This window comes from Streptomyces sp. NPDC033270, from assembly GCF_055576575.1.
Window position 1 is genome coordinate 187,629 of record NZ_JBVIRA010000017.1, and the last position, 10,661, is coordinate 198,289.

Genomic DNA, 10,661 nt, shown 5'->3' on the forward strand with positions numbered 1-10,661 from the left:
CGCCCGCCCCGGTGGACCGGGCGCCCGCAGGGGACCGTGCCGGGCGTCAGCCGAGCGCCCCGGCCTCCACCGCGGTCACGTCGAACCGTCCGCCGCAGACCCGCAGGCCCCGGCTGCCCGTGGTCATCGAGTCCTTGGACCCGGGCGGGTAGACGAAGACGATCTGGGAGTTCTTCCAGCAGGGAGTGTCCGTGACCCCGTCGTTGACGGTGTGCAGCAGGGCGTGCGCGCTCTGTCCCGGCTGGAGCCGGACGCTGCCGCCGGCGCCGCCCGAACGGGTCGCGGGCTTGCCGACCGGTGAGCCGTCGCGCTGGATCAGCGACACCCCGGGGAAGCCACGCAGCGTACAGGCCTTCTTGCCGTTGTTCGTGAAGACGAGGGGGTAGCGGATGTTGCCCGCGCCGATGTCGGAGGCGCCCAGGCGCAGCGACATGTCGGCGGCGGTGCAGCGGTCCGACGCCGTCATGGCCGAGGTGTGCGACGCCGAGGCGCTCGGGGCGCCGCCCGTGGCCTTGCCGCCGGGCAGGGTCGCCGTGTTCGCCGACGGCTTCTCGCCGGCCGCGGACTCCTTGCCGGCCGCGGACTGCTCGCCGGCCGACGACGGCTGCTTCGCGCCGGGGGCCTCGGCGCCGCTGCCGCTCTCCTGGTTCTGGGACGTGACGGGGGCGGCTGCCGACGAGGGGCGGGAGGCCGTGCCGTTCCCGTCCTGGCAGGCGGTCAGCGCGAGCGCTGCCACGGCGATCAGCGATCCGGCGGCGACACGGCGGCCGCGGCCGGGCGTCTTGATGGTGAGCGACATGAGTGTCCCCCTCGTCCTGGTAGGTGCGAGCTCGTGTATGGGTGCGTGCGGTCCGTCCGTTGTTCTTCCAGCGTGGCCCCGGGCACTGCCGGTCCGCTAACGAGGCACTAACACACCACTAACGAGGCAGCGTGCCCGGCACGCCGATGACCCCGGCACCTCTTTGACCAGCCGGGATTCCGGGCGCGCCGCCCAGGCTCGCAGAAAATTCCCGGGTTGCGAATGCGGCACCGCGAGGTTCGGCCTACTTCCCGGGCCCGTGGCCGGCTCCGAAGTTCGGCGGGTCGGGCACCGGATCGTCGGCGGCGTGGCGGCGGGTGTCGCCGCCGCCTGCGGCGAAAGTGCAGGCGCTGCCCCGGAAAGTGCCACCGCCCGCCCGGCGGCCGGCGGCCGTGCGAAGGTGCACGGCGCCTGCCACGCCCGCACCTTCGCGCGGCCCGGTCAGCGCCGGCCGGTGGACGGCTGGGCAGGCTCCAGGACCACATCGCAGGTCGCGTCGGCACCGGCGGCGAGGGACACCGGGGTGGCGTGCGGCGGATAGCCGGCCGTGGTGAGGGTGTAGTGACTGCCGGTCAGGTCACCGAAGGCGAAGCCTCCGTCGGCGCCGGTGAGGGCGTACCCGGCGACCGCGCCGTCCTCGACGAGGGTCACGGCCGCGTCGGCGAGCGGCCGGCCCTGGGGTCCTCGTACCGTGCCGCGGACCATGGCCGTCCGCTGCAGCCGGGCGTCCTGGCGGCCCGGTTCCCCGCCGGTCAGCTCCAGCGCACGGGCCTGCGGCCGATGGCCGGGGGCGCCGAGGACCAGGGTGTAGGCGCCCGGCGGCAGCTGTGCGCACTCCCAGTCGCCCGCCGTACCCGACGTCGTGCGGGCCACCACCTCACCGCCGGCGTCGGTGACGACGATGCTCCCGCCGGCCAGTGGCGTGCCCTCCGGGCCGCCGAGCAGGATGCCGCCCAGTCGGCCGGTGCCCGCGAGGATCAGGTCCACCTCCACCGGCGGGCCCTCGCCCCGGTACCGGGCGGAGGCCGCGTAGGGGGCGTGGCCGGGCGCGGCGCCGGTCAGGACGTAGGTGCCGGCGGCGGGCGCGGCGAGGGCGTAGCCGCCGTCGGCGGCGGCCGTGGTGACGCCGGCCTGCCGGCCCTGCCGGTCGATGAGGGTGACGCTCGCGCCCGTGACCGGCGCGCCGGAGAGGTCCAGGACGCGGCCGCGGAATCCGGCGGGCCGGTCGTGCGCGGTGGTCGCGGCGGCGGGGGCGGACGCTCCCGGGGAGGTCCGCGCGCCGGGTCCGCCGGCAGTGACGTCACCCGCCGCCACGGCGGCCACGTCCTGCGCACCGTCCGCGTCCTCCGCGTCGTCCGTGCTCTGCGCCACCAGGGTCGGGCGGGATTCCGTGCGCTGCGCCGGCAGGAAGGAGGCCAGGGCGACGCCGACGAGGACCGCGGCGGTGGCGATCAGGAAGGCGACCCGGAAGCCGGCCAGCGTGGGGATCGTGGCCGGTCCCACGCGCTGGGACATGTGAGCCAGCACCATGCCGATCACGGCGCTGGACACCGACGTGCCGATCGATCGCATCAGGGTGTTCAGACCGTTGGCCGCGCCGGTCTCGGACGGATCGACGGCACCGATGATCAACGCGGGCAGCGAGGAGTACGCCAGCCCGATGCCCGCACCGACGACCACCGCGATGATGACGGTCTGCCAGGGTGCGCTCATCAGGCCGATGCCCGCGCCGTAGCCGATCGCTATGACGAGCATGCCGATCAGCAGCGAGACCTTGGGGCCGCGCCGGGCCGCGATCCGCGCGTACAGCGGGGCGACGAACATCATCGTCACGCCGAGCGGCGCCACGCACAGTCCGGCCACCACCATGGACTGGCCGAGCCCGTAGCCGGTCGACTCGGGCAGCTGCAGCAGCTGCGGCAGGACCAGCGAGATCGCGTAGAACGCCACACCGACCGTGATCGAGGCGAGATTGGTCAGCAGCACCTCGCGGCGGGCCGTGGTCCGCAGGTCCACCAGCGGGTCGCCGATCCGCAGCTCCATCACTCCCCACAGCACCAGCACGACGGCGGCGACGCCGAAGAGGCCGAGGGTGGTGGGCGAACTCCAGCCCCAGTCGCTGCCCTTGGTGATGGGCAGCAGCAGGGCCACCAGACCGGCGGACAGGCCGAGGGCGCCGATCACGTCGAAGCGCCCCTGGGCGCGTACCGAAGTCTCCGGTACGACAAGGAGGGTGAGCAGCATCGACAGCACGCCGAGCCCGGCGGCGCCGAAGAACAGGGTGTGCCAGTCGGCGTGTTGGGCGACCAGCGCGGCGGCCGGCAGCGCGAGTCCGCCGCCGACGCCGATCGACGAGCTCATCAGGCCCATGGCCGAGCCGAGCCGCTCGCGCGGCAGCTCGTCACGCATGATGCCGATGCCGAGCGGGATCGCGCCCATGGCGAAGCCCTGCAGCGCCCGACCGATGATCATGATGACCAGGTCGCTGGTGAATCCGCAGATCAGCGAGCCGACGACCATGACCGCGAGGCTGGTCAGCAGCATCCGCCGCTTGCCGTGGAGGTCGCCCAACCGCCCCATGATGGGCGTCGAGACGGCGCCCGCGAGGAGGGTGGCCGTCATGACCCATGTGGCGTTGCTGGGTGCCGTGTTGAGCAGTACCGGCAGGTCCTTGATGACCGGCACGAGCAGCGTCTGCATCACCGCGACGGCGATGCCGGCGAAGGCGAGGACCGGGACGATGCCGCCGCGGGCTCTTCGGCGGCCGCCCGCGGCCGGGTCGGACACCGGGGGAACGGCGGTGGCCGTCCTCTCGGACGGCTGGTCCGTCGTCTGCGTCATGCGTGCGGCCTCCGGGGCGGCAGGGGTGCGTGCGGTGGGGCGATGGATACGTGCATGACGAACGTTGTATCGCGGGGGGCCGTTCCGCCGCCTGGTCAACACCCTGGACGGCAGCGGTGATACGCCTCACACGGCCGTGCCTCTCACGGCTCGACCACACCGCCTGTGCGGTATTTTTTCGCCGCCCCGGAAGCCGCGGACCCGGCCGCATCGGCCACCCTGGTCCGACGCCGTTGTTCAGTGCACGGCCTGGTCCGACACCGTTCAGTGCACGGCGCCCTCGGCACCGGCAGGAACACCGGCACCGGCATGAGCCTCAGCGACGGCGCCGACCTCCGCTCCGCGCCGAAGAGCGGCGTCCAGCTTCGCACCGCGCTCCGGGTCCAGGTTGAGCCGGGCGAGGACGGCCGGCACCGCGATGCTCGGCAGGGTGTGCTGGAAGAAGACGGTCAGCCGGTAGCAGAGGTCGGCCTGATTGGTCAGCGCATGGGACATCATCTGGATCCCGGCGAACGCGCCGACGAACAGCTCGGCGGTCTCGTGGATCACGACACTGTCCAGGATTTCACCGCGCGCCCGCGCATCGGTCAGCAGGCCCTCGACGAACACGGTCCACGAGAGCATCGACCGCTTGCGGTCCAGGTGGTTGGACCCCTGCTCGACCGCCAGCCGGGCCGCCCCGCGCTGCATCGGGTCGCTGCGCAGCCGGAACGCCAGGACCTGGCCGGAATCGACGAACTCCTGCAACTTGATCTGCTGCGGCTCGACGGCGATGTCGGTCACATGCTCTTCGAGCACGGCGAGCGCCAGCTGCTCCTTGGAGGCGAAGTGGAAGTACAGGGCGCCCTTCGTCACACCGGCGCGCTCGAGGACCTCGGCGATCGTCGCGCGGTCGTAGCCCTGCTCGTCGAATACCGCCGCGGCCGCCTCCAAGATCACTCGTCGGGTCCGGATCGCGCGGTCCTGTTGTGCCACAGGACGCCTCCTGTCTGTCGAAGCCTTCACATTTCGCGGGCGCCGGCCACTGGTCAAGTCACCGCCCCACCAGCCTATTTCCCCTTTCCCCCAGCCCGGCATTGAAAATAAAACCGGATGGTACGTATCTTATCAGCGATGGACCTCATCCCGTAGAGACACCTGGGGGCAGCCGTGAGCGATGCGTTGCACGTCAGCGACACAGTTCCGTGCGAAGCCCCGCATCACATGCCACGGGAACCCGGCCGGCGCGCCGCCACCCCACCCCTTCCCGGAGCCCCGGTCCGCCGCGAGTACGTGCACCGTCCCATCGTCGACGACATTCTGGTCTCCTCCTGGCGCAGACTGGACGACTCCCACTTCTCGGTCACCGCCCAGTGGCCCAGCGACCACGGATACTTCACCGTCAACCAGGACGGCCACCACCTCATCCTCATCGGTGAGACCATCCGCCAGGCGGGGCTGCTGCTCTCCCACACCGAACTCGGCGTACCGGTCGGCCACCACTTCATCCTGGGCGACCTGATCTTCGCCACGCACTCCCCGCACCTCGACACCGGGGACCGTGCCACACCCCTGACGATCGACGTCGTCTGCAGCCGGATGCGCATGCGGGCCGGCACGCTGACCAGCGGCCGGTTCGACATGACCCTGCGCTCGGCGGGGCGGATCGTGGCGACGGGCCACTCCCATGTCACCGTCACCTCGCCCGCCGTCTACCGCCGGATCCGCGGCGAGCGGCTGACCGCGCGGCGCGCCCCCGGACCGCTCCCGGCGTCCGTCCCGCCCCAACTGACCGGCAGCGCCACCGCCCACGACGTCCTGCTCTCCCCCACCGACCGGCCCGATCGCTGGCTGCTGCGCATCGCGCCCGACCACGCCGCGGTGGTGAACCCGGCGAACGACCATGTTCCCGGCATGGTGCTGCTCGATGCGGCGCAGCAGGCCGCCCACGCCCTGACCGCGCCCGACGGCTTCGTGCCGTACGCCCTCGGCACGGAGTTCCTCCGCTACGCCGAGCACGGCACCCCCTGCGTGATCGAGGCCCGCTGGGTCCCGCCGGCCCTGCCCTGCACCAGAATGGTCCAGGTCACCGGCTTGCAGGACGGTGAGCCGGTGTTCGTCTCCACCCTCACGGCACTGGACGCCCGCGGCTGACGACACAGCTCACCGGCCGCACGCGCCGAGTGCCTCGCGCCTGCACGTGCACGCGCCGTCGCCGCTCGGCGAGGGACCGCAGCCGGTGACGGCATGCCCGCCACAAGCACAGGAAAGGCCAAACGACCATGGGTGACCTCAAGGGGAAGACGGCGCTGGTGACCGGCTCCAGCCGGGGAATCGGCCGAGCCATCGCGCAGCGCCTGGCGCAGGACGGCGCCCTGGTCGCCGTCCACTACGGCAGCAACGACACCGCGGCCAAGGAGACGGCCGAAAGCATCACCGGCGCCGGCGGCCGGGCGTTCGTCATCGGCGCGGAACTGGGGGTCCCGGGCGATGCCGAGGCCCTCTTCGCCGCCTTCGACGCCGAACTCGCCGCCTGCGGCGCGGAGCCCGGGCTCGACATCCTCGTGAACAACGCGGGGCTCAACTTCCCCGGGCGGATAGACCAGGTGACCCCCGAGGAGTTCGACCGCACCCTCGCGGTGAACACCAAGGCCCCGCTCTTCATCGTCCAGCACGGTCTGCGCCGGATGCGGGACGGCGGACGCATCATCAACGTCTCGTCGGCGGTGACGAGTACGGCGCACCCCTCACAGATCGCCTACAGCATCGCCAAGGGCGGGCTGGACACCCTGACGCTCGCCCTCGCCAAGGAGCTCGGCGACCGCGGCATCACGGTCAACACCCTCGCCCCCGGCTGGGTCGAGACCGATGTGACCGCGGTGCGCAGGTCGACTCCCGAGGGGCGGGCCGCGCTGGCGGCCTATTCGGTGTTCAACCGGATCGGCAAGCCCACCGACATCGCGGACGCCGCCGCGTTCCTCGCGTCGGACGACTCCCGCTGGATCACCGGCCAGCGCATCGACGTCACCGGCGGCTCCAGGCTCTGACCCGTCGGGCACCTCCCTGGGCCGGGCCTCAGGCGTCGTGGAAGACCAGTCCCAGGGAGTGCCGGCGGCCGGAGCGGACGGTGCTGACTCCGTGGCGTACGGCCCCCGCCGACCAGCCCCGGGTGGAGCGTACGGGGCGGTCCCGGGTGGTGAAGATCAGGCCGTGGCCCGGTGGGAGGACGGTGGTGGTGCCGCGGGACTGGGCCCGCGGCCGCTGCTCGACCAGGAGGAACTCCCCGCCGGTGTAGTCGGCGCCCGGCTCGTCCAGGCCGATGACGACCTGCAGCGGGAAGACCATCTCCCCGAACAGGTCGCGGTGCAGCGCGTTCCAGTCGCCCGCACCGTAACGCAGCAGGATCTGCGAGGACTTGGTCTGGCCGGCTTCATGGCACCGGGCAAGCCACTCCCCCAGGGTGTCCGGCCAGGGCGCCGGCCTGCCGAGCCTGTCCGCCCAGTCGCGGGCGGTCCTCAGCAGATACGGGTAGAACGCCTCCCGCAGCGCCTGGACCGGTGCGGGCAGCGGGTCGGCGAAGTAGCGGTACTGGCCCGACCCGAAGCGGTGCCGGTCCATGTCGACGGTCGAGCGGAAGCGGTCGGCGTCGTCGTACAGGGCGACGAGGGCGCGGCGGTCGGCCGGAGTGAGCAGCCGCGGGGTCAGGGCGCACCCCGTGGCGTCGAGTTCCTCCCCGATCGCCGTCCAGTCGGCGGCCGCGACCCGGTCGGCGAGGACCGCGTGACGGGTTCGGCGCTTGAGGGTCGTGGTGGTCATGGCGGGCTCCTGTGGGGCGTCGGCGTTCAGGGCGGCCGGGGTGGCGCACGGCCGGCCGGCGGCGGGCGCGCTCAGGCGGCGTCCGGTACGGCGCCCTCCAGTCCGAGGAGCCGCCGCTTGCGTTCGGGCCCGCCCGCGTAGCCCGAGAGGGATCCGTCCGCGGCGATCACCCGGTGGCAGGGCCGGACGACGAGCAGCGGGTTGGCGCCGATCGCCGTGCCGATGGCGCGCACGGCGCCCCGCGCGGCACCGATGTCGGCGGCGATCCGTCCGTAGGTCGTCGTGGTCCCGTACGGAATCGCCTCCAGCGCCTGCCACACGCGCCGCTGGAAGTCCGTGCCCGGGCGCGGGGTGGCCGCGAACTCGATGTCGAAGCGGGTCAGCGTACCGTCGAAGTAGGCGCGCAGCTGGCGCGCGATCTCGGCGAACGCCTCGGGGGTGTGCGTCCAGTCGTCCTGGACACTCGCGCCGCCCTTCTGTCCGGGCACGGTCAGCGAGGCGAGTGCGGTGCCACCGGGGGCGGTGGCCGATTCCTCGCCCACCAGGAGGAGTTCACCCAGCGGGCTGTCGAGCGTGGTGTAGCGCGTCATGGTCCTGTTCTTTCCGTGGTCTGCGGGCGTGGGTCGGTAGGGGGGTCGGTCTACGGAGGCGGTTCGTTCCCGGTACGGGCGGTGCCGCGGTGCCGGGCCTCCTCCGCTGCGGCCGGCGCGTTCCAGAAGTGGTGCATCGCGTAGGAGCGCCAGGGGCACCAGGCCCGCGCACGGACCTGCAGAGCGTCCGTCGGAGCCCCGGCCCGGCGCATTCCGGCGCGTACCGCCGCGTCGCCGGGCAGCAGCACATCGGGGTCCGCCAGGGCGCGCATCCGGATGTAGCCGGCGGTCCAGGGGCCGATGCCGCACAGGCCGAGGAGCCGGCGCTCGGCCTCGTCCCGGTCCGCCCCGGCGTCGAGGGTGACGGTGCCGTCGGCGAGCGCGGCACCGAGGGCGCGCAGGGTGTTCCGCCGCTGCTCGGGCATGCCGAGTTCGGCGAGCGAGGCCTGCGCCAGGTCCTCGGCGCGCGGGAAGAGATGGGTGAGCCCGCCCGCCGCTGCGGGCAGTGGCTCCCCGTACGCGGCGACCAGCGCGCCGCCGAGCGTACGGCCCGCGACGACCGAGATCTGCTGGCCGAGTACCGCGCGGACCGCGAGCTCGTGCGGGGCGGGCGTGCCCGGGGAGCGCAGCCCTGGGCGCTGGGCCACCAGCGGTGCCAGGGCCGGGTCCGCAGCGAGCCGCTCGGCCACCGCGTACGGATCGGCGTCCAGGTCGAACAGGCAGCGCACCCGCTGGCTCGCGGTGGTCAGATCGCGCAGCTCGGTCAGGTGCAGCCGGCACTCCAGCCAGCCGGCTCCGGGCGACTCGTCGACCTCGGCGACGCCGGGGCCGTTCGGCAGGCGCAGGGTGCGCCGGTAGGTACGGGCCCCGGGCTCGCCGGTCACCTCCTCGACGCCGGTGATCGCCCGCCGCTGGAGGTGGTCGAAGATCTCCCGCGCGGCGTACGGTCCGCGGTAGGCGAGCCGCAGCGGCAGTACGCCGGGGGTGGCGGGCGGGGCCGTCGGGCCGGGTCGGGGCGCCTTCCCTGGGCGGGCGGCGCGCAGCGCGCTCGGGGTGAGCGCGTAGATCTCCTTGATGGTGTCGTTGAACTGGCGCACGCTGGCGAACCCGGCCGCGAAGGCGACCTCGGCGACCTGCAGGCCGGTGGTCTGCAGCAGGACCCGGGCGGTGTGGGCGCGTTGCGCCCGCGCCAGCGCCACCGGCCCGGCGCCCAACTCCGCGGCCAGCTGCCGCTGCACCTGCCGCGCGCTGTAGCCGAGCCGCGCGGCCAGTCCGGACACCCCCTCCCGATCCACCACCCCGTCGCCGATCAGCCGCATGGCGCGGCCGACGACATCGGCACGGGCATTCCACTCGGCCGAGCCGGGCACCGCGTCGGGCCGGCAGCGGCGGCAGGCGCGAAAGCCCGAGCCCTGCGCGGCCGCCGAGGTCGGGAAGAAGGTGACATTGCGCCGCCGGGGTGTGGTGGCCGGGCAGCTCGGCCGGCAGTAGATCCCCGTCGTGGACACGGCGAAGAAGAACGCACCGTCGAACCTGGCGTCTCTGCTGCGCACCGCCTCGTACCTGCTGTCCTCGTTCATCACAGAGTCCACTGTGCGGCAGGCCGGGCGGCGACGCTGGCGGAAATCGGACGGGACGCTCGGACGCCGGGGATCGCGCCGACGACCGTGCGGAGAGTGGTGTGAAGAGTCGTGCGGACGTCTATGGCCTCGCCTTACGGCAGCCCTGGGACAGCCCTAGGACGCCACCACGGTGAGGAGCACCAGGACCAGGACGATCACCAGGGTCTCCCAGCGCATGGCTCTGCGTATGACGTCCAGACTCGCCGGCGCATCGGATCCGGACCCGCCCCTCGTCGCGCCGCCGGCGTCGTAGGAGTCGTCGCCGGAGCCACCGTCCCCGCTGTCGCTCATGCCCAGCCCCCGTTCCTCTGCATCATTGCCGCCGTCCACGACGTGACCGCTGTCCCTGTCATTCATACCCCCCGCCACTGACAGCGCGGTGGCGCCCCCTCGCGGCAACCGGTGGTCGCGCGGTCACGGCGACGGCATCGGCCAGTCGTCCAGGGAGCCGCCACGCCACTCGACGAGCCGGGGGTCGTCGAGCCGGATGTCCTCGACCGGGTCGGCGACTCCCGCGCGACGGAGGAACTCGGCAACATCGCCACGGCCGTGTGCCAGGCCGACGATCTGCCCACGTACGGTCACCCGTCGACCACCAGAGGGCGTCGGCGGGTGCACGATGACAGGCGGATGCTCGGACATGCCTCCAGCGTGCGCCGGGCTCCGCACCCCCGCACCTCGACGGCCTCCGCAGGCGTCAACCCTCGCCGCGCTGCCGTGGACGGTATGACGAAGCCCCGGCCAGACGGGGGGAACTGGCCGGGGCGTTCGGGGCGGGTGCGTCGCCGCACCGCACACCCGATTGAACGGTAAACAACGCATTGCCGTTCTGTGAAGCGAGCGTGAGGATCGTCACGTCCCGAAATACCCCCGATAGAGAGGGCGCGCCCCGATGCACACGACGTGCCCCGATACCTGAACCGGGGGGGGGGGGGGGGGGGGGGGGGGGGGGGGGGGGGGGGGGGGGGGGGGGGGGGGGGGGGGGGGGGGGGGGGGGGGGGGGGGGGGGGGGGG

11 protein-coding genes are annotated in these 10,661 nt (G+C 73.3%); 2 read left to right on the plus strand and 9 right to left on the minus strand.

The window, feature by feature from the left end; genetic code table 11:
- Positions 1–46: 46 nt before the first annotated feature.
- The 4 genes from ACZ5XZ_RS23840 to ACZ5XZ_RS23855 form a co-directional block, all read right to left on the minus strand.
- Positions 47–799, minus strand: a complete 753-nt coding sequence (locus tag ACZ5XZ_RS23840) for a DUF4232 domain-containing protein (protein WP_468981236.1) — start codon at positions 797–799, stop codon at positions 47–49.
- Between the two features lie 244 nt (positions 800–1,043).
- On the minus strand, positions 1,044–1,217 hold the full coding sequence (locus tag ACZ5XZ_RS23845) for a hypothetical protein (protein WP_468981239.1): 174 nt from the start codon (positions 1,215–1,217) through the stop codon (positions 1,044–1,046).
- A 23-nt stretch (positions 1,218–1,240) separates the two neighbouring features.
- Complete coding sequence (locus ACZ5XZ_RS23850) at positions 1,241–3,640, minus strand: MFS transporter (RefSeq protein ID WP_468981240.1); 2,400 nt, start codon at positions 3,638–3,640, stop codon at positions 1,241–1,243.
- Between the two features lie 264 nt (positions 3,641–3,904).
- On the minus strand, positions 3,905–4,615 hold the full coding sequence (locus ACZ5XZ_RS23855; RefSeq protein WP_468981242.1) for a ScbR family autoregulator-binding transcription factor: 711 nt from the start codon (positions 4,613–4,615) through the stop codon (positions 3,905–3,907).
- A 228-nt stretch (positions 4,616–4,843) separates the two neighbouring features.
- Between ACZ5XZ_RS23855 and ACZ5XZ_RS23860 the strand changes: the two genes are divergently transcribed.
- Both ACZ5XZ_RS23860 and ACZ5XZ_RS23865 read left to right on the plus strand, forming a co-directional pair.
- The gene (locus tag ACZ5XZ_RS23860) at positions 4,844–5,773 is read left to right on the plus strand and encodes a ScbA/BarX family gamma-butyrolactone biosynthesis protein (RefSeq protein WP_468981245.1); all 930 of its coding nucleotides are present in this window, start codon (positions 4,844–4,846) and stop codon (positions 5,771–5,773) included.
- A gap of 128 nt (positions 5,774–5,901) precedes the next feature.
- Positions 5,902–6,666, plus strand: a complete 765-nt coding sequence (locus tag ACZ5XZ_RS23865; protein ID WP_468981247.1) for an SDR family NAD(P)-dependent oxidoreductase — start codon at positions 5,902–5,904, stop codon at positions 6,664–6,666.
- Between the two features lie 28 nt (positions 6,667–6,694).
- Here the strand turns inward: ACZ5XZ_RS23865 and ACZ5XZ_RS23870 are convergent, their stop codons facing one another.
- The 5 genes from ACZ5XZ_RS23870 to ACZ5XZ_RS23890 all read right to left on the minus strand — a co-directional run bounded on the left by ACZ5XZ_RS23870 (position 6,695) and on the right by ACZ5XZ_RS23890 (position 10,289).
- The gene (locus ACZ5XZ_RS23870) at positions 6,695–7,435 is read right to left on the minus strand and encodes a 2OG-Fe(II) oxygenase (RefSeq protein ID WP_468981250.1); all 741 of its coding nucleotides are present in this window, start codon (positions 7,433–7,435) and stop codon (positions 6,695–6,697) included.
- Between the two features lie 71 nt (positions 7,436–7,506).
- Positions 7,507–8,025: a methylated-DNA--[protein]-cysteine S-methyltransferase gene (locus tag ACZ5XZ_RS23875; protein ID WP_468981252.1), complete on the minus strand. Its 519-nt coding sequence runs from the start codon at positions 8,023–8,025 to the stop codon at positions 7,507–7,509.
- A gap of 50 nt (positions 8,026–8,075) precedes the next feature.
- Positions 8,076–9,605, minus strand: a complete 1,530-nt coding sequence (locus ACZ5XZ_RS23880; RefSeq protein WP_468981254.1) for an AlkA N-terminal domain-containing protein — start codon at positions 9,603–9,605, stop codon at positions 8,076–8,078.
- Positions 9,606–9,761: 156 nt separating this feature from the next.
- Positions 9,762–9,938, minus strand: a complete 177-nt coding sequence (locus ACZ5XZ_RS23885) for a hypothetical protein (protein ID WP_468981257.1) — start codon at positions 9,936–9,938, stop codon at positions 9,762–9,764.
- Positions 9,939–10,061: 123 nt separating this feature from the next.
- Positions 10,062–10,289, minus strand: a complete 228-nt coding sequence (locus ACZ5XZ_RS23890) for a hypothetical protein (RefSeq protein WP_468981259.1) — start codon at positions 10,287–10,289, stop codon at positions 10,062–10,064.
- Positions 10,290–10,661 lie beyond the last annotated feature (372 nt).

What these genes read in the sequence shown, in the direction of transcription:
- ACZ5XZ_RS23840 (WP_468981236.1), bottom strand. Translation starts at nt 799, where the DNA reads ATGTCGCTCACCATCAAGACGCCCGGCCGCGGCCGCCGTGTCGCCGCC.
- ACZ5XZ_RS23850 (WP_468981240.1), bottom strand. Translation starts at nt 3,640, where the DNA reads ATGACGCAGACGACGGACCAGCCGTCCGAGAGGACGGCCACCGCCGTT.
- ACZ5XZ_RS23860 (WP_468981245.1), top strand. Translation starts at nt 4,844, where the DNA reads ATGCCACGGGAACCCGGCCGGCGCGCCGCCACCCCACCCCTTCCCGGA.
- ACZ5XZ_RS23865 (WP_468981247.1), top strand. Translation starts at nt 5,902, where the DNA reads ATGGGTGACCTCAAGGGGAAGACGGCGCTGGTGACCGGCTCCAGCCGG.
- ACZ5XZ_RS23870 (WP_468981250.1), bottom strand. Translation starts at nt 7,435, where the DNA reads ATGACCACCACGACCCTCAAGCGCCGAACCCGTCACGCGGTCCTCGCC.
- ACZ5XZ_RS23875 (WP_468981252.1), bottom strand. Translation starts at nt 8,025, where the DNA reads ATGACGCGCTACACCACGCTCGACAGCCCGCTGGGTGAACTCCTCCTG.
- ACZ5XZ_RS23880 (WP_468981254.1), bottom strand. Translation starts at nt 9,605, where the DNA reads ATGAACGAGGACAGCAGGTACGAGGCGGTGCGCAGCAGAGACGCCAGG.
- ACZ5XZ_RS23885 (WP_468981257.1), bottom strand. Translation starts at nt 9,938, where the DNA reads ATGAGCGACAGCGGGGACGGTGGCTCCGGCGACGACTCCTACGACGCC.
- ACZ5XZ_RS23890 (WP_468981259.1), bottom strand. Translation starts at nt 10,289, where the DNA reads ATGTCCGAGCATCCGCCTGTCATCGTGCACCCGCCGACGCCCTCTGGT.